We start from the raw sequence: 16,797 nt of genomic DNA on the forward strand, positions 1-16,797 counted from the left end.
AAGCCCCAGGTCGATGACCTGGGGCTTCGTTGCTGTCTCACTGTGCGCGAGGGGGGAGTTGAACCCCCACGCCCTTTCGGGCACACGGACCTGAACCGTGCGCGTCTGCCTATTCCGCCACTCGCGCGAGAAGCCTGTGAAGGGTATCCCACCGGTGCCCGGGCAACGAAATCCCCCCGTCGGCGCCCTCGACCTGCCAGGCTGCGCGGGGCTCGGCGACGGTCGCGACCAGCCCCGCGAGGACCCGGCCGATACGATGCCGGATCGGATGGGTAGACCGTCCGAGGAGATCCGGCCGCCCCGGCCGGACCTTCCGCCTGCCTGACACCCCACGACGTACCCACACGACCGCGACCTGCACGATCGACCGGGAGGAGGACGATGGGCCGGCTGCAGCGCTTCGAGAACCGCCTCGAGCAGATGATCTCGGGTGCCTTCGCCCGCACCTTCCGATCGGCCGTCGAGCCGGTCGAGATCGCGGCGTCGTTGCAGCGCGAGGTCGACAACTCCGCGCAGATCCTGTCGCGCGACCGGCGGCTGGCGCCCAACCAGTTCCACGTGGAGCTGTCGCCGGCCGACTCGGAGCGGCTGCAGCCCTACGGCTCGACGTTGGCTCGCGAGCTCACCGACATGCTCCACGACCACGCCGAGGAGCACTCCTATGTCTTCACCGGACCGGTGCACATCACCTTCGAGTCCTCCGAGGACCTCACGACCGGCCGGTTCCGGGTGCGCAGCCAGGCGCTGGCGTCGGTGACGCCGACCGCCGGCGCGGCGAGCGAGACCTCGGTGCAGAGTGCCGTCGCCTTCCTCGAGGTCAACGGCGTACGCCACCCGCTCCAGCCGCCGGGACTCGTCATCGGCCGCGGCACCGAGGCGGACCTGCGCGTCGCCGACCCCGGGGTGTCGCGCCGGCACGTGGAGATCCGCGTCGAGCACGACCAGGCCGGGGGGATGCCGCACCTGTCGGCGATCGACCTCGGGTCGACCAACGGCATGGTCGTCGACGGGGAGCGCACACAGCACGCGCGCCTCAGCGACGGCTCCCACGTCAAGGTCGGCAACACCACCATGACCGTGCGCGCCGTCCGCAGTCCCGGCCGCACCTCCGGGGGGCGGTCCCATGTCTGAGCTCACCTTGATGCTGATCCGCTTCGCCTACCTGGCGATCCTGTGGATCTTCGTGCTCTCCGCGCTGTCGGTCATCCGCTCCGACATGTTCGGCGCCCGCGTCGAGCACAGCACCCGCGCCGAGCGCCGGGCCGCCAAGGCGGCGGCCAAGACGCGCACCAAGCCCGTACGCCGCCGGGGCGCGCCCACCCACGTCCACATCGTCGAGGGCGCCAACGCGGGGGAGTCGATCTCCCTCGACGACGCACCGCTGCTGATCGGCCGGGGGAGCGACGCGGCGATCCGGCTCGACGACGACTACGTCTCGACCCGCCACGCCCGCATCGCCGCCTCGGGCGACGCGTGGTTCGTCGAGGACCTCGGCTCCACCAACGGCACCTACCTCGGCACCCAGCGTCTGACCCAGCCCGCCACCCTCAACCTCGGCAGCCAGGTGCGGATCGGGAAGACGATCCTCGAGCTGAGGAAGTGACCGCGTGGTGCTGACCCTGCGGTACGCCGCCCTCTCCGACGTCGGACGCGTCCGCAAGGACAACCAGGACTCCGGCCTGGCCAGCGACTACCTCCTCGTCGTCGCCGACGGGGTCGGCGGCGCCGTGCGCGGCGACCTGGCGAGCTCGACCGCGGTCCAGGCGCTGCGCCGCATCGCCCGCCCGGCCGGGGAGGACCTGCTCGAGGCGATGGCCGGCGGCTTCCACCGCGCCCACGACAAGATCGCCGAGCTGGTCGAGGGCGACCCCGAGCTCGAGGGCACCAGCACCACGATCACGGCGGCGCTCTTCGACGGCGAGCGCGTCGTCATCGGACACCTCGGCGACAGCCGGGCCTACCTCTTCCGCGACGGTGAGGTCAGCCAGCTCACCACCGACCACACGTTCGTCCAGAGCCTGATCGACGAGGGCCGCATCACCGAGGACGAGGCGCGCACCCACCCGCACCGCAACCTCATCCTGCGCGCCGTCGACGCCGTGCACGAGACCGACCCGGACCTGTTCTATGTCGAGGTCACCGCGGGCGACCGGCTCATGCTCTGCTCCGACGGCTGCTCCGGGGTGCTCGACCGGGCCCGGCTCGCCGACATCCTCGGCACCGGCACTCCCGACTTCGCCGCCGTGGAGCTGGTGCGCGCCTCGCTGGAGGCCGGCAGCTCCGACAACGTCACCGCGGTCGTCGCCGACGTGGTCGAGACCGACGCCCCTCATGACGCGGGGCCCGCCCCGGACACGAGCGCCGCGGCCAGCACCGGCGCCATGCTGGTGGGCGCTGCTGCCGACCTGCCCCGCACCAAGGCGCCCCGCGGGCTGTTCCGCGGCCACCGCGCCGGCGACACGGGCGAGCTCGAGCCGGTGCCGGGCTCGGAGGCCGCCACCGGGCGGGGCCTGCCGTTCCTCGGTCGCCGCGCCGAGCCCGCCGAGGACCTCGACCCCGAGGAGCTGCGCTACGCCCCGCGGCCGCCGCGGCGCTGGGCCTGGCTCGGCCGGCTGGCCCTCCTCGCTCTGCTCGTGGCGCTGGTCGCCGGTGGTCTGAAGATCGGCTACGACTGGACGCAGCGGCAGTACTTCGTCGCCGCCGACGGTGACGACGTCGCGATCTTCCGCGGCGTCTCGGCAGACGTCCCCGGTGTCGAGCTCGCCTCGGTCCACGAGGCCACCGACGTGCGCGTGGACCGGCTCCCGGAGTACCGCGCCCGCCAGGTTCGCGCCGGCATCGATGCGAGCGACCTCGACGACGCCCGCGCGATCGTCACGCGGCTCGAGCAGCTTGTCATCGAGTGCGAGCCCGAGCCGACGGACGCGCCCACCGACGGACCCAGCCCGGACCCGACCGCCCGCCCGGGTGAAGGTCCCACCACCGGACCGACCGCGCGCCCCGGTCGCCGCACGCCCGGCACCACCAGCCCCTCAGCGCCGACGACGACCAGCTCGCCCAGCCCGACCGCCGACGCCCTCGACGACCCCTGCGGCGAGGAGGCCCCGTGAGCGCCCCGCCGATGTCCCGCGCGGCCGCCCGCTCCGGCTTCATCCACCGCCGCCGCCGCGGCGCCGAGCTCGTACTGCTGCTCATGAGCCTGGCCGTGGGTGTCGGGGGGTACGCCGCCGTCGGGCTCGGCGTCGACGGGGAGGTCCCGGCCGACATCATCGGGTACGGCGGCTGGCTGGCCGCGCTGGTCCTGGCCTGCCACCTCGTGATCCGATGGACCGCGCCGTACGCCGATCCGGTCCTGCTGCCGATCGTGAGCGCGCTCAACGGCCTCGGCCTGGCGATGATCTACCGCATCGACCAGGCCAACGGCGGCTCGCTGGCCGCGCAGCAGCTGACCTGGATGACGGTCGGCGTCGTGCTGTTCATCGTCGTGCTGCTCACCCTCCAGGACCACCGGCGACTGCAGGCCTTCACCTACACCAGCGGGCTCGCGGCGATCGTGCTGCTGCTCCTTCCGCTGATGCCCGGCATCGGCACCGAGATCCGCGGCGCGCGCATCTGGATCAGCGTCGCGGGCTTCAGCTTCCAGCCCGGCGAGGTCGCCAAGGTCCTCCTGGTCATCGCGTTCGCCGGATACCTCGTGCTCCACCGCGACGCCCTGGCGCTCGCCGGGAGGCGGTTGCTGTTCATCGACCTGCCACGTGGGCGTGACCTCGGGCCGATCCTCGGCATGTGGCTGATCAGCCTCGGCATCCTGGTCTTCCAGCGCGACCTCGGCTCGAGCCTGCTGTTCTTCGGCCTCTTCCTCGTGATGCTCTACATCGCCACCGAGCGACCCGGGTGGATCGTCGTCGGCGCGCTGATGTTCCTCGGCGGCGCCGCGCTCGCCTATCAGCTCTTCGGCCACGTCCGCACCCGGGTGCTGGTCTGGCTGGACCCGTTCGGCTACGACTCCGGCTACCAGGTCATCCAGGCGATGTACGGCATGGCCTGGGGTGGTCTCGTCGGCCGCGGCTGGGGCCTGGGCGACCCGATGCAGACACCGGTGCGGGAGTCCGACTTCATCGTCGCCGCGCTGGGCGAGGAGCTCGGGCTGACCGGGGTGATCGCGATCATCCTGCTCTACGCGCTCGTCGTCGAGCGCGGCCTGCGCACGGCACTCGTCTGCCGCGACGCCTTCGGCAAGCTGGTCGCCAGCGGCCTGGCGCTCGTGCTCGCCCTGCAGGTGTTCGTCATCATCGGCGGGGTCACCAAGCTCATCCCGCTGACCGGCCTCACCACGCCCTTCCTCTCGTACGGCGGTTCGTCCCTGGTCGCCAACTGGGTGATCATCGCGCTCTTGCTGCGGATCTCCGACCAGGCCCGTCGCCCGCTGCCGGACTTCGGCACGCACGGTCCGGGGGACGACAGCGGCGACGACGCCACCCAGGTGGTGAGGATGCGATGAACCAGCCGATCCGGCGGATGGCGGTGGCGTGTGGCGTGCTGTTCCTCGCGCTGCTGCTCAACGCGACGTACCTGCAGTACTGGCAGGCCGACGAGCTCAACACCCGCGCGGACAACAAGCGCGTGCGCGACGCGGAGTTCTCCCGGGAGCGCGGCGCGATCCTGGTCAACGGCCGGGCCATCGCGGAGAGCGAGCCGAGCGACAACGAGTACGAGTTCCAGCGCACCTACCCGCAGCCGCAGAAGTACGCCCCCATCACCGGCTACTACTCCTACATCTACGGCCGCTCCGGGATCGAGCAGACGCAGAACGAGATCCTCTCCGGCTCCGACGCGCGGCTCTTCGTCAACCGGGTGATCGACCTGCTGGGCAACCAGCAGCCGGCGGGCGGCAGCGTGTCCCTGACGCTGCGTCCGGCCGCGCAGAACGCCGCCTGGGACGGCCTCGCCGCCCTGGGTGGCGACGCGAAGGGTGCCGTCGTGGCGCTCGAGCCGGCGACCGGGAAGATCCTGGCGATGGCCACCTCGCCGTCGTACGACCCGAACCGGCTCGCCGCCCACGACTTCCGCTCCGTGCAGGAAGCGTGGGAGCGCCTCAGCGACAACCCGACCCGGCCGATGTCCAACCGCGCCGCGCAGGAGACGTTCTCCCCGGGCTCGACCTTCAAGCTCGTCACGGCCGCCGCGGCGCTGGCGAACGGCTACGACCCGGACTCGACGGTGCGCGGCGGCTTCACTCTCGACCTCCCGGAGACCGACCGCGATCTCCCCAACGACGGCGGGGGGAACTGCGGCGGCAACTCCATCAGCCTCACCCAGGCCCTCAAGGTCTCGTGCAACGTGTCCTTCGGCGCACTCGGTCTGGAGCTGGGCCCCGAGGCGATCGCCGAGCAGGCCGAGGCGTTCGGGTTCGGCGAGCGGCCCTTCAGCGACCTGCCGTCCGTTGCGGCCAGCCGGTTCCCGGTCGGCGAGGGCAACACCGACGGCCCCCTGGTCGCGTACGCCGCCATCGGTCAGCAGAGCGTGCAGGCCAGCCCGCTGCAGATCGCGATGGTCGCGGCCGGCATCGCCAACGGCGGCACCGTGATGACGCCGTACCTCGTCGACGAGGTGACCTCGCCCGACCTCGAGGTGCTCGACAAGACCGAGCCCACCGCGCTGCGCACGGATGCGATGACGCCGGCCAACGCCCGGGCACTGACCCAGATGATGGTCGCGACCGTCGACTCCGGCACGGGTACGCCGGCGCAGATCCCGGGCGTGGAGGTCGCCGGCAAGACCGGCACCGCGCAGCGCGGCACCGACCAGAACCCGCTCGCGTGGTTCGTCTCCTTCGCACCCGCCGACGACCCCCAGGTCGCGGTCGCGGTGATGATCGAGGACGCCGGGGTGGCGCGCACCGACATCGCCGGCGGCCGGCTCGCCGCCCCGATCGCCAAGGCGGTCATGGAGGCGGTGCTCCAGTGACGACGTACGTTTCCGAGACTCCCCAAGCAGAAGGCAGGCACGGCGGATGAGCCAGGACGCAGGCAACGGCACCGGTAACGGCGGGGGCCACCGCGTCGGCGGGCGCTACGAGCTCGGCGAGCTCCTGGGCCGCGGTGGGATGGCGGAGGTCCGCAAGGGCAACGACACCCGGTTGGGCCGGGTCGTCGCCATCAAGCGGCTGCGCACCGATCTCGCCAGCGACCAGACCTTCCAGGCGCGGTTCCGTCGCGAAGCCCAGTCGGCCGCGTCGCTCAACCACCCCGCAATCGTCGCGGTCTACGACACCGGCGAGGAGCTGTCGACCGACGGCACCGACGTCGCCCAGCCCTACATCGTCATGGAGTACGTCGCGGGCCGCACCCTGCGCGACATCCTGCGCGAGGGACGCAAGATCCTGCCCGAGCGGGCCCTGGAGATCACCTCCGGCGTCCTGTCGGCGCTCGACTACAGCCACCGCGCGGGGATCATCCACCGCGACATCAAGCCCGGCAACGTCATGCTGACCCCGGCCGGCGACGTCAAGGTGATGGACTTCGGCATCGCCCGGGCGATCTCCGACGCCTCCTCGACGATGACCCAGACCGCCGCGGTCGTGGGGACGGCGCAGTACCTCTCGCCCGAGCAGGCGCGCGGCGAGACCGTCGACTCCCGCTCCGACGTCTACTCCACCGGCTGCCTGCTCTACGAGCTGCTCACCGGACGCCCGCCGTTCGTCGGCGAGAGCCCGGTGGCCGTGGCCTACCAGCACGTACGCGAGCAGGCCGCGCCGCCGTCGACCCACGACGAGGACCTGCCCCCCGAGCTCGACGCGATCACCATGAAGGCGCTCGCGAAGCGGGTCGAGGACCGCTACCAGAGCGCCGCGGCCATGAAGGCCGACATCGACCGCTACCTCGCCGGGCTCCCGGTGCAGGCCACCGCACCCCCGCCCCCGGCCGACGACGCGACCAGCGTGCTGCCGGCCGGTGCCGCGGCCGCGATGACGGCCGCCGGCACGGGCACCATGACCGCTCTCCCTGCCGCCGAGGACGAGCGCAAGAAGTGGCCGTGGGTCGTGCTCGGTGTCGTGCTGTTGATCCTGGCGATCCTGGCCGCCGTCTTCATCCCGCGGCTCATGGACAACGAGCCCGACACCGTGAGCGTCCCCGACGTCACGGGACTCGAACGCTCGCAGGCATTGCGCGAGATCCGCCAGACCGAGGGGCTCGTGCTCGGAGAGGTCGAACGGCAGAACTCCACGGAGGTGCCCCGCGGCCAGGTGATCAGCCAAGACCCCGAGGGCGGCGAGACCGTGCCGCTCGAGACCGAGGTCGACCTGGTGATCTCCCTGGGCGCCGCCGATGTGTCCGTCCCCAACCTGTTCGGGCTCACCGAGGACGAGGCCCGCGCCGAGCTCGAGAGGGAAGGGCTCCAGGCCGACGTCCAGTACCGGCCCAACGATGCCGAGAGAGGCCGGGTCTTCGAGACGGATCCGGCAGCCGGTCAGCAGGTCCCCTACGAGTCGGAGGTGGTCGTCCTCATCTCCGAGGGCCCCAACGAGCTGCCCGACGTGACCGGTGAGAGCGAGGAGAACGCCCGACGGATCCTCAACGAGGCCGGTTTCGAGAGAATCGAGATCGTCGAGGACACCAGCGAGGTGTCCGAGGACCAGATCGGCACCGTGCTGCGGCAGACGCCGTCCGGTGGTCAGCCCGTCCGCTCCGACCAGCAGATCGTGCTGACCGTCTCCCGCTACGTGCCACCCGAGCCCGAGCCCGAGCCGGAACCGGACCCGGAGCCGGAGCCGACGGACGATCCGACGGACCTGCCCACAGGCGGCCCACCCACGACCCCGCCGGGTCAGGAGGACGAGGGCTAGAGCTACAGGTCCTCGTCGAGGACGACCGGCCGCGACCCCACCGGCCGGGCGTAGCTCATCTCCGTGCTCCCGTCGTAGGCCGCCATGTCCAGCGATCCCTCGACGGCCACGCTGTAGCCGAGCTGGTAGCGGTCGACGTACTCGCGGAAGGTCGTGATGTAGGGGTTGGTGCTGAGGCTGCCCAGCAGGGTCTCGGTGTCGCCGATCGCGGAGATCTCGTACGGCGGGGCGTACTGGATGCCGTGCAGGATCACGACGTTGCCGACGCACTTGATCCCGGTGGTGGACACGATGCGCTGGCCCTGGATGGTCATGGCCTCGGCGCCGCCCTCCCACAGGGCGTTGACGACCGCCTGGATGTCCTGCTGGTGGATGACGAGGTCGTCGAGGGTCACCGTGGTGCCGTCGATCAGGTCGCGCGCCGAGGACGGAGCGTCGTCGAGGGTCACGGTGACCCCCGACCCGGTCACGGCCTCCAGCCCCGCGGGCCCGCGCAGCAGGTCGATCTGCTCCTCGAGCTCGTCGAGGCGACTGTCCTCGACGCCGGCGGTGAGCTCCTCGACCTCGGTGCGCAGCTCACTCGCCCGCTGCTGCAGCGACTGCACCTGACGGGTCTGCTGGCGTGCCAGCGACTCGAGGTCGCCGTACCGCTCCGCGCGCAGGTCGATGCCGTCGGCACTGATCGCACTGGTGACGGCGAGCACGCCGGCCCCCGCGAAGACCGCCGGCGTCGCCAGCCGCCAGGTCAGCGAGCGCTCACCGCGGGTGGTCCGGCGGCGCGCCCAGGCGTCGGCGAGGCGCCGCCGCCAGCGTTCGCGGCGCACCGAGGCGGGACCCGACACAGCTGGACCTTCCGGTAGGGACGTGAGAGGCACGCGTGGACCACGACTACGCTATCCGACGGCCCCGTAGGCCACGTGCGCCCGCACGCGACCCGCACGCCCACCCGCATCCTTCGCTAGGAGACCTTTCCGTGGCCGACGCTCCCCGTACCAAGCCGGCGCCCCCCGGCACCTCGACGTCGATCGTCCGGACCGTCCTTGCGTTCGCGCTCGTGGCGGCCGGCATCGCGTGGATGGCCGTCTACATCAACGTCGCCCAGGACGGACAGCAGCTGACGTGGATGGGCGACCTGGGTCGCTGGAACTTCATGATCGGGCTGGGCGTGATCTTCCTCGGGCTCATCGTGGCGGCGCACCCCACCACCCCGCTGGGCCGCGGTCGCGGCGTCATCGTCGGCATGCTCGGGTGCTTCCTCATCGGGCTGGTCTGGATCTGCGTCTACTACATCGCCGGTCCGGACAACACCATCCCGGTGCTGCGCAACCTCGAGCAGTACAACCTGCTCGCCGGCATCGCCTTCATGGCGGTCGGGTTCGTCTTCGCCACGAAGTGGGAGTGACGCGCCACGAAGTGGGAGTGACGCGGGAATGCCACCCGTCGCACCGGGGTAGGACCCCGTGCGTACGGCTCCTGCGACGCCGCCCGTGAGGCCTGCGCGCCGGGAATGACATCGATGTAAGTTCTCCACACTGGGGATAACCCCTGTGGACAACTACCCGTCCGCTTGGTCAGGGAGTGACCAGGAGCGTGCCGGCGGTGAGGGCGGCGATCACCAGGAGGGTGAGGACGCCGAGGCCCAGCGCCTGCCAGCGCGCCCGCTGCTCGCGCGGCGCCAGCACCAGCACGGCCGCGACCAGGACGCCGCCGACGAAGCCGCCGAGGTGGCCCTGCCAGGAGATGAAGTCGCGCCCGCCGACGGTGATGACGACGTTGATCGCCAGCCACACCAGCAGGGGGCGCAGGTCTCCGCCGACCTTCCAGCCGACGACGAGCAGCGCGCCGATGAGGCCGAAGACCGCTCCCGAGGCGCCGATCGTCACGCTCGCCGGGTCCGAGAGCCACAGCACGGCGGCGCTGCCCGCGAGCGCGGAGAGGACGTAGAGCGCGAGGAACCGGGCTCGGCCGAGCACCGACTCCAGCTGGGGGCCGAGGAACCACAGCGCGAGCATGTTGAACCCGACGTGCCAGACATCGACGTGGCTGAACGCGCTGGTGAGCAGCTGCCAGACGGCACCGCTGCCCACCCCGTCGATCCACACCCCTCCGCCGCGGCCACAGACGACCTCGCCGATGCCGGGGTAGTAGCCACCGCCGCCGACGGGCTCGCACCGCCCGGCCGGGATGAGGCCGAGCCGGTCGACCCAGGCGCTCGCGGACGCGCCGGTGGCGGTGATGAGCAGCCACACCCCGACGTTGAGGGCGATCAGCACCTGCGAGGTCAGGCCGGGGCGAGCCGAGATCGCGCCTCCGTACGGCGTACGGGGGGCGCGCACGCTGCGCGCGCCCTCCCGGACGCACGACGGGCACTGGAACCCCACGGAGGCAGGGTTCATGCAGTCCGGACAGATCGTCCGCTCACACCGCTGACAGCGGATGCCCGCCGGTCGGTCGGGGTGGAACGCGCAGGTGGACTGCGCGGGTCCGGGCTGCGAGCCGGCGGGGGGGCCCGCCGGTGGGGGCGTGCTCAGCTCAGCTGCCCTCCACCTCGACGGACTCGATGACGACGGCGTCCTTCGGACGGTCCATCGCACCGACCGGGGTGGTGGCGATCGCGTCGACGACGTCACGGCTGGCCTGGTCGGCCACCTCGCCGAAGATCGTGTGCTTGTTGTTGAGCCACGGGGTGGCGCCGACGGTGATGAAGAACTGGGAGCCGTTGGTGCCCGGGCCGGCGTTGGCCATGGCCAGCAGGTAGGGACGGTCGAACTGCAGCTCGGGGTGGAACTCGTCCTTGAACTGGTAGCCCGGGCCACCGGTGCCGGTGCCGAGCGGGCACCCGCCCTGGATCATGAAGCCGTCGATCACGCGGTGGAAGCCGAGACCGTCGTAGAACTTGCCGGTGGTCTTCTGGCCCGTCTCCGGGTCGGCGTACTCCTGGGTCCCCTGCGCCAGCCCGACGAAGTTCTTCACGGTCGCCGGAGCGTGGTGGGGCAGCAGGTTGAGCACGATGTCGCCGCGGTTGGTCTTGAGGGTCGCCTTCAGGTCGGACATGGCCGCCTCTCGCGTCGGGTCTGGCATGGGAATCTGGTCGTGTCGATCCTGCCACGCAGGGGTTTGCTCGAGCGCGGCGGACGGGCATCATCGTCGCTAGGCGCACCACGGTGCGCCGCTCGTCCGAGCGCACGACCCGACGCCCCAGAGAGGACTCCCCATGAAGCACTGGTCCAAGGACCTCCGTGACCGCGCCGCCGACCTGAAGGACCAGCTGGCTCCGCACGTCGAGACGGCCGTCGCCAAGGCCGGGCCGGCGCTGGCTGAGGCCCGGGAGAAGGCGGCCCCCGCCCTCGCCGACGCGCGCGAGAAGACGGCCCCCTTCGTCGCCGGCGCGCGCGACAAGGCAGCGCCGTACGTCGCCGAGGCCAAGGGCAAGTGGCACGCCGAGGTGTTGCCGGTGCTGACCGCCGCCGCGGCTGCGGCCGACGAGGCCACCGCGGACTACCGCGAAGAGGCCATGCGTCGTGGTGCGGCCACGGCTGCCGCGCTGAAGGGCGAGGTCGAGGCTCCCGCGCCCAAGAAGAAGGGCCGCAAGCGCAAGATCCTGCTCCTGCTCGGTCTCGGCGGGATCGCGTTCGCCGCCGTCCGCAAGCTGACCGGCCAGGGCTCGCAGGCCTGGGAGAGCTCCTACCAGCCCACGCCGGCGGCTCCGGTGACCACGTCGCCCGCAGCCCCCGCGCCGCCGACCGACTCCGGCAACGACACGGCCGCCGCCACGCCGGACGAGGCCCTCGCCGACGCCGTCGAGGCACCGCACCCGGCGACGGACCCCGACAACCCCGCCGCCTCGGTGGAGATCGAGGACTCCGGCCCCAGCGGGTCGAAGGGCTGAGGCCGGACGCTCGCCGGCGACCGGCCGCGCGACAGCGGCCGGTCAGCCGACGAGCTCGGCGGCGTACTCCTCACGCACGCGCCTCGTGGCACGCCGCTCCGACCAGAACGACAGGATCGGCACGGTCCCGCAGATCAGCGTCACCACCGTGAAGCCCATCTCGAACCGCGCCCGGCGGGCGAGGTCGAAGGCGGTGAAGAGGAAGACCATGTAGAGCCAGCCGTGGGCCACGCCGAGGGTCGCGCTGATCCAGTCGCCGAGCTCGTTGGCCTGGCCGCCCTCGGGGAAGAGGTCCGGGTGCAGCAGGTGTCCGTAGTGCAGGGGGAGCCCGATCAGGCACAGGATGATCAGCAGGACTCCGACGATCGCGGACATGACCTGGTACCGCAGCAACGCACCTCTCACGACGTCGAACCTACCGGCCGGTTCGGTGAACGCCGTGTGGCGTCGCTCTCCTCGTCACCCGGGTCGTCACCGTCTGCACTGCCCTGCTCGGCCAGTTCGCGGGCAGCGACCACCTCGTCGCGCCCGAAGCGCCACCAGATGAACGCGGCGAACGCGGCGAACACCCACCACTCGATCGCGTAGAGCAGGTTGCGCAGGGCGGTGAAGACACCGACCTCCGGCAGGTCGCTGGGGCCGACCGCGACGGGGCTGTCGGTGTCAGTCAGCTCGGCGCCGTCGACCTCGCGCGCCACGACGTACCCGCTGAACAGGTCGATGCCCACCCGCTGCGTCAGCGAGGCGATCCGCAGCTCGGGCAGGACGTCGTCGTGCGGGTCCTCGTCGACGATCCCGCTGCCCTCCGACGGCTGCAGCCAACCGACGACGTCGACTCGCGTGCCGTCCGCGGGGGGAGCGGGGTCGGTCGGCGCGTCGACCCAGCCGCGCACCACCGGGATGGCGGAGTCGGTGCCGTCGACCGAGACCGGGGTCACCACCCACCAGCCGACGTCGGGTGCGGTGACAGCCTCGGCGGACGGGTCCTGGCGCGGATCGTCGCGGTCGGCGACGAAGAACGTCTCACCGGTACGCCACTGACCGGTGAGCTCGACCGGTCGTCCGAGGTCCTGGCCCGGGAACGGGTCGTCGCCGTCCATCACCGCCAGCAGGGCTACCGGCTCGGACTGGGACAGGTCGCGGGCCTCGGCCTCGCGGCGCTGGGCCCAGGCGTCGTACTGCCAGACGCCGGCGATCAGCGCGATCGAGACCGCCAGGACGCCGATCACATGGACCCCCAACATCCGTGGCGTCACCAGCGCGCGAAGCGGGGAGACGTCCTCGGCGAACGGGTCGGGGGCCACCTCTCCACGGTACGGCGTGACCTGCGCGACACGCGGTCGAGCCCCGGTTCGAGCGAACGCACGATGGGCGGCCCGCACCCTAGTCTGGCGCGATGATCGCGCGCGTCCACCATCTCGACTGCGGCACCATGGTCCCGCTGCTGGCCGGACGGGTGCTGCCGGAGCGGCTGGTGGCGCACTGCCTGCTCCTCGAGCGCAGCGACGGGCTGGTGCTGGTCGACACCGGATTCGGGAGCGCCGACGTCGCCGACCCCCGGGGCCGGCTCGGGCCTGCGTTCGTTCGCGTGGCCGGCGCGCGTCTGGACGAGCGACAGACCGCAGCGGCGCAGGTGCGCGCGCTCGGTCACGACCCGCGCGACGTGACCGACGTCGTCGTGACCCACCTCGACCTCGACCACGCCGGCGGCATCTCCGACTTCCCGACCGCGCGGATCCACGTGCGCGACGACGAGCTCGCCGCGGCGCGCGCCCGCCGGACGCCAGCCGAGAAGAACCGCTACCGCCGCGCACAGTGGGCCCACGGTCCGCACTGGGTCGAGCACCGTGCCGACACCGGCATCGACTGGTACGGCCTGACCGCCGTGCCCGTGCTGCCAGACACCGATGACATCGTGATGGTCCCGCTCGCCGGCCACACCCGTGGCCACGCCGGGATCGGCGTACGTCGCCCCGGGGGTGGGTGGCTGTTGCACGCCGGCGATGCCTACTTCGCCACCGAGGAGAAGACCGACCCGCGCCGAGCCCCGCGGGGCATCCGCGTGCTGCAGACGGCGATGCAGGTGTCGGGGAAGCTGCGCCACGAGAACCAGGAGTGCCTGCGCGCGCTGCACGCGACCCACGGGACGGGTGCGAGCCCCGCGGTGACGATGTTCTGCGCGCACGATGCCAAGGAGTTCGCTGCGCTCGCGCGCGTGAAACCGTGATGGCACCAGTGCTCTGGCAAGATGACGGACATGAGCCTCAGCCCTGACCATGACCGCCGTGCGCTGGTCGTGGAGGACGATGCCGACATCCGGGAGCTCATCGTCTTCTCGCTCGAGGCCCAGGGCTTCACGGTCAGTCAGGTCGGTGACGGCCGGGAGGCCGTGACCGCGGCGCGCGACCTCGATCCCGACCTGATCACGCTCGACCTCGGCCTGCCCGGGCTCGACGGCATCGAGGTGTGCCGGCGAATCCGCGAGTTCAGCGACGCCTATCTGATGATGGTGACCGCGCGCGACGAGGAGGTCGACAAGCTGATCGGCCTCGAAACCGGGGCCGACGACTTCCTGTCCAAGCCGTTCTCCCCGCGCGAGCTCAAGGCGCGCGTCAACGCGATGTTCCGCCGCCCCCGGCGAGCCGTCGTGGCCAGCGAGCCGGAGCAGGACGTCCTCGAGCACGGCATCCTGCGGGTCGACGTCGACGGCCGTCGGGTCCAGGTCGACGGTCAGGAGCTCGAGCTGACCCGCACGGAGTTCGACCTGCTCGCCGAGCTGATGCGGACGCCGGCTCGGGTCTGGAGCCGCGAGGCGCTGCTGCGCTCGGTCTGGGGCGACGAGTGGACCAGCGACACCCACCTCGTCGAGGTCCACATCGGCAACCTGCGTCGCAAGCTCGCCGCGGCCAGCGACGGTCAGCGGTTGATCCACACCGTGCGCGGTGTGGGCTACCGGATGGAGTGAGCGCCGGCGCGCCGCGGGTCAGGCGACCTGTCCGAGGTGGCGCTCGAGGTCGGTTCGAACGCGCTCGGCCGCTGCCGTCAGACGGGACGCGAGCTCGCAGGCCGCGACGGCGACGTGCTCGCGCAAGTGGTCCTCGAGGTCAGCGGCCAGCGCCTGGAGCTGACGGGCACCCACGGTCGCGGAGGACACCTTCAGGCTGAGGACCGCGTCCATCGCCGCGACGGCGTCGTCCCCGCTCACCGCGGCCTGGATGCGCTCGACCCGCCGCGGCAGCATGAAGAGGTACGCCCGGGCGAAGCGCTCGGTCGCGCTCGGGTCCTGCAGCGCGTCGACGAGCGCGGCAAGCACCGCGGGATCGAACGCAGGGAGCGTGCTCTCGTCGCGCAACACGGCTGCCATCACTGGTGCCTCCGGGATCTGGGGAAGATCAGTACAGCCTCGCCGATGGCGCTCAAGGTGGGGAGTCTCCGAAGGTCCGGATTTGCGCAAGAACGCCGCAAGAACCTCACCGTCAGGGGTTGTCAGCGTGTTCGAACTGGTATACGGTTAGTGGTACGCCGTACCGGCGACGAGGCCTCGCATCCAGCGCTGGTCGAAACCGGACGGACAGACGCACCACGGTTAGTAATTGCCCCACCCGAGAGCGTGGATGGGCCCCCGGCGTCGCCGCGTAGATCAGTTCATCGATCATCACGCTGCGCGAAGGGAGGCCCCCGTGATGAACAGTCAACACCCCATCACCGACAGCCTCGCCGTGCTGCACGCCGCACTCGACCAGGTCGGGGTCGCCCAAGCCTGGGCACTACCGCCCGAGGCCAAGAAGCAGGTCCTGCGCGACCTGGCCCGCGCCGAAGCCCGCGTGACCGCGATGAAGCTGCAGGTCCTCGCCCTCTCCGCCGACCTGGCCGAGGAATCCGGCGACAAGGACGCCGGATCCTGGCTGGCCCGCGACCAACGCCTCGAACGCCGCAACGCCCGCCTCGACGACAAACTCGCCAGCGCCCTCGACACCCGCTGGCACCACCTCACCGACGCCTTCACCGCCGGCGCAGTGAACCTCGACCAGGTCCGCGTCATCGCCCGCGCCCTCGACGAGCTCGTCGAGGGCAACGACGACCTCGACCCCGAACTGGTGCAGCGCGCCGAACACACCCTGATCGACCACGCCACCAAGTTCGGACCCCGCGAGCTGCGCATCCTCGGGCGCCGCATCCTCGAACACCTCGACCCCGAAGGCACCCAAGCCCGCGACGAACGCCGCCTACGCGACGCCGAAGCCCACGCCAACAAAACCCAACGCCTGTCCTGGCGATCCCTCGGCGACGGCACCACCCGCCTCACCGGGGTGATCGGTGACGACGTCGCCCACCGCCTCGAGACCATCCTCAACGCCTTCGCCCAACCCCGCAAACAAGCAGCCGCCGCCGACGGCAAACTCATCCCCCGCCCCCGCCTCATGGCACTCGCTTTCCGCGACCTCCTCGAACGCCTCGACCCCACCCGCATCCCCGATCACGGCGGAGACGCCACCACCGTCGTCGTCACCATCACCCTCCACGAGCTGCGTGAGGGGCTCGGCAAAGCCGGGCTCGGGTTCGACCCCGACGGCGACGACACCCATATCACCCCCGAGCACGCCCGCCGCCTGGCCTGCCAAGCACAGATCATCCCCGCAGTCCTCGGCCAAGCCGGCGAGATCCTCGACCTCGGGCGCGCCAGCCGCCTGCACACCCCCGCGATGCGCAAAGCCATCCGCCTCCGCGACAAGACGTGTCGCGCCGACGGCTGCGACATCCCCGCCACCTGGTGCGAGATCCACCACCTGGTCCCGTGGAGCGAGGGCGGCAAGACGTCGGTCAAGGACGGCGTCGCGCTCTGCAGCCACCACCACCACATCGTTCACGACCCCGCGTTCGACCACGAGCGACATCCCGACGGCAGCTTCAGGTTCTACCGACGCAGATAAGCGCCGACGTGCCGCACGGGACGGACGGACCCCAGGCAACCAGGAGCGAGTCCGGGCGCAGCTCCGATATTGCGCTAGCGCGGAACCCCCTCTGCGCGCGCCCACAGACATGCATCGACCGGTCGCCCTAT

17 protein-coding genes and 1 tRNA gene are annotated in these 16,797 nt (G+C 71.6%); 11 read left to right on the forward strand and 7 right to left on the reverse strand.

Annotation, left to right across the window (positions count from 1 at the left end):
- Window positions 1-43: 43 nt before the first annotated feature.
- Window positions 44-127, reverse strand: a tRNA-Leu gene (locus tag J2S59_RS05370).
- Window positions 128-381: 254 nt separating this feature from the next.
- On the opposite strand from J2S59_RS05370, the gene J2S59_RS05375 reads away from it, so the two are divergent.
- Genes J2S59_RS05375 through pknB form a run of 6 tightly spaced genes read left to right on the forward strand, consistent with a single transcriptional unit; the run spans window position 382 to window position 7,846 of the window.
- On the forward strand, window positions 382-1,131 hold the full coding sequence (locus J2S59_RS05375) for an FHA domain-containing protein (protein WP_068125063.1): 750 nt from the start codon (window positions 382-384) through the stop codon (window positions 1,129-1,131).
- Entirely contained in the window at window positions 1,124-1,603 is a 480-nt protein-coding gene (locus tag J2S59_RS05380; RefSeq protein WP_068125059.1) for an FHA domain-containing protein FhaB/FipA, read from the forward strand. Before J2S59_RS05375 ends, J2S59_RS05380 begins: the two co-directional genes overlap by 8 nt.
- Window positions 1,604-1,607: 4 nt before the next feature.
- On the forward strand, window positions 1,608-3,110 hold the full coding sequence (locus tag J2S59_RS05385) for a protein phosphatase 2C domain-containing protein (protein ID WP_181642665.1): 1,503 nt from the start codon (window positions 1,608-1,610) through the stop codon (window positions 3,108-3,110).
- An 11-nt stretch (window positions 3,111-3,121) separates the two neighbouring features.
- Window positions 3,122-4,501 carry an FtsW/RodA/SpoVE family cell cycle protein gene (locus tag J2S59_RS05390; RefSeq protein WP_068125070.1) on the forward strand — a complete coding sequence of 460 codons (1,380 nt, stop codon included), beginning with the start codon at window positions 3,122-3,124 and terminating at the stop codon, window positions 4,499-4,501.
- On the forward strand, window positions 4,498-5,967 hold the full coding sequence (locus J2S59_RS05395) for a peptidoglycan D,D-transpeptidase FtsI family protein (RefSeq protein WP_068125057.1): 1,470 nt from the start codon (window positions 4,498-4,500) through the stop codon (window positions 5,965-5,967). The genes J2S59_RS05390 and J2S59_RS05395 overlap by 4 nt, the downstream gene beginning before the upstream one ends.
- A gap of 46 nt (window positions 5,968-6,013) precedes the next feature.
- On the forward strand, window positions 6,014-7,846 hold the full coding sequence (gene pknB / locus J2S59_RS05400) for a Stk1 family PASTA domain-containing Ser/Thr kinase (protein WP_306824895.1): 1,833 nt from the start codon (window positions 6,014-6,016) through the stop codon (window positions 7,844-7,846).
- Window positions 7,847-7,848: 2 nt separating this feature from the next.
- On the opposite strand, the gene J2S59_RS05405 is transcribed toward pknB, so the two are convergent.
- A complete protein-coding gene (locus tag J2S59_RS05405) occupies window positions 7,849-8,688 on the reverse strand; it encodes a DUF881 domain-containing protein (RefSeq protein WP_068116537.1) in 840 nt (279 codons plus the stop codon).
- Between the two features lie 131 nt (window positions 8,689-8,819).
- On the opposite strand from J2S59_RS05405, the gene J2S59_RS05410 reads away from it, so the two are divergent.
- Window positions 8,820-9,248, forward strand: a complete 429-nt coding sequence (locus J2S59_RS05410) for a cell division protein CrgA (RefSeq protein ID WP_068116539.1) — start codon at window positions 8,820-8,822, stop codon at window positions 9,246-9,248.
- 169 nt (window positions 9,249-9,417) lie between these two features.
- Here J2S59_RS05410 and J2S59_RS05415 read toward each other — a convergent pair whose 3' ends face one another.
- Both J2S59_RS05415 and J2S59_RS05420 read right to left on the reverse strand, forming a co-directional pair.
- A complete protein-coding gene (locus J2S59_RS05415) occupies window positions 9,418-10,242 on the reverse strand; it encodes a rhomboid family intramembrane serine protease (RefSeq protein WP_068116541.1) in 825 nt (274 codons plus the stop codon).
- Window positions 10,243-10,378: 136 nt separating this feature from the next.
- Complete coding sequence (locus J2S59_RS05420) at window positions 10,379-10,900, reverse strand: peptidylprolyl isomerase (protein WP_068116542.1); 522 nt, start codon at window positions 10,898-10,900, stop codon at window positions 10,379-10,381.
- A 160-nt stretch (window positions 10,901-11,060) separates the two neighbouring features.
- On the opposite strand from J2S59_RS05420, the gene J2S59_RS05425 reads away from it, so the two are divergent.
- Complete coding sequence (locus J2S59_RS05425; RefSeq protein ID WP_068116544.1) at window positions 11,061-11,735, forward strand: hypothetical protein; 675 nt, start codon at window positions 11,061-11,063, stop codon at window positions 11,733-11,735.
- Between the two features lie 42 nt (window positions 11,736-11,777).
- Here J2S59_RS05425 and J2S59_RS05430 read toward each other — a convergent pair whose 3' ends face one another.
- Window positions 11,778-12,140, reverse strand: a complete 363-nt coding sequence (locus J2S59_RS05430; protein ID WP_181641432.1) for a DUF3817 domain-containing protein — start codon at window positions 12,138-12,140, stop codon at window positions 11,778-11,780.
- A complete protein-coding gene (locus tag J2S59_RS05435) occupies window positions 12,137-13,039 on the reverse strand; it encodes an SURF1 family protein (RefSeq protein WP_068116548.1) in 903 nt (300 codons plus the stop codon). The genes J2S59_RS05430 and J2S59_RS05435 overlap by 4 nt, the downstream gene beginning before the upstream one ends.
- Window positions 13,040-13,131: 92 nt before the next feature.
- On the opposite strand from J2S59_RS05435, the gene J2S59_RS05440 reads away from it, so the two are divergent.
- Window positions 13,132-13,962, forward strand: coding sequence for an MBL fold metallo-hydrolase (locus tag J2S59_RS05440; RefSeq protein WP_068116550.1), 831 nt, complete (start codon window positions 13,132-13,134; stop codon window positions 13,960-13,962).
- Window positions 13,963-13,992: 30 nt separating this feature from the next.
- Window positions 13,993-14,700 (forward strand): response regulator, encoded by a 708-nt coding sequence (locus J2S59_RS05445; RefSeq protein WP_181641433.1) that lies wholly within the window; start codon window positions 13,993-13,995, stop codon window positions 14,698-14,700.
- 18 nt (window positions 14,701-14,718) lie between these two features.
- Here the strand turns inward: J2S59_RS05445 and J2S59_RS05450 are convergent, their stop codons facing one another.
- Window positions 14,719-15,099: an Hpt domain-containing protein gene (locus tag J2S59_RS05450; RefSeq protein ID WP_068116552.1), complete on the reverse strand. Its 381-nt coding sequence runs from the start codon at window positions 15,097-15,099 to the stop codon at window positions 14,719-14,721.
- A gap of 319 nt (window positions 15,100-15,418) precedes the next feature.
- Between J2S59_RS05450 and J2S59_RS05455 the strand changes: the two genes are divergently transcribed.
- Window positions 15,419-16,666 carry an HNH endonuclease signature motif containing protein gene (locus J2S59_RS05455; protein WP_306824896.1) on the forward strand — a complete coding sequence of 416 codons (1,248 nt, stop codon included), beginning with the start codon at window positions 15,419-15,421 and terminating at the stop codon, window positions 16,664-16,666.
- The last annotated feature ends 131 nt before the right edge of the window (window positions 16,667-16,797 follow it).

Origin of the sequence: Nocardioides massiliensis (assembly GCF_030811215.1) — a bacterium.
GTDB lineage: Bacteria > Actinomycetota > Actinomycetes > Propionibacteriales > Nocardioidaceae > Nocardioides_A > Nocardioides_A massiliensis.

Excerpts from the sequence above, each read along its gene's own strand:
- J2S59_RS05380 (WP_068125059.1), top strand. The coding sequence starts at position 1,124 with ATGTCTGAGCTCACCTTGATGCTGATCCGCTTCGCCTACCTGGCGATC.
- J2S59_RS05375 (WP_068125063.1), top strand. The coding sequence starts at position 382 with ATGGGCCGGCTGCAGCGCTTCGAGAACCGCCTCGAGCAGATGATCTCG.
- J2S59_RS05395 (WP_068125057.1), top strand. The coding sequence starts at position 4,498 with ATGAACCAGCCGATCCGGCGGATGGCGGTGGCGTGTGGCGTGCTGTTC.
- J2S59_RS05450 (WP_068116552.1), bottom strand. The coding sequence starts at position 15,099 with ATGGCAGCCGTGTTGCGCGACGAGAGCACGCTCCCTGCGTTCGATCCC.
- pknB (WP_306824895.1), top strand. The coding sequence starts at position 6,014 with ATGAGCCAGGACGCAGGCAACGGCACCGGTAACGGCGGGGGCCACCGC.
- J2S59_RS05455 (WP_306824896.1), top strand. The coding sequence starts at position 15,419 with ATGAACAGTCAACACCCCATCACCGACAGCCTCGCCGTGCTGCACGCC.
- J2S59_RS05440 (WP_068116550.1), top strand. The coding sequence starts at position 13,132 with ATGATCGCGCGCGTCCACCATCTCGACTGCGGCACCATGGTCCCGCTG.
- J2S59_RS05445 (WP_181641433.1), top strand. The coding sequence starts at position 13,993 with ATGAGCCTCAGCCCTGACCATGACCGCCGTGCGCTGGTCGTGGAGGAC.
- J2S59_RS05420 (WP_068116542.1), bottom strand. The coding sequence starts at position 10,900 with ATGTCCGACCTGAAGGCGACCCTCAAGACCAACCGCGGCGACATCGTG.
- J2S59_RS05425 (WP_068116544.1), top strand. The coding sequence starts at position 11,061 with ATGAAGCACTGGTCCAAGGACCTCCGTGACCGCGCCGCCGACCTGAAG.
- J2S59_RS05415 (WP_068116541.1), bottom strand. The coding sequence starts at position 10,242 with ATGAACCCTGCCTCCGTGGGGTTCCAGTGCCCGTCGTGCGTCCGGGAG.
- J2S59_RS05390 (WP_068125070.1), top strand. The coding sequence starts at position 3,122 with ATGTCCCGCGCGGCCGCCCGCTCCGGCTTCATCCACCGCCGCCGCCGC.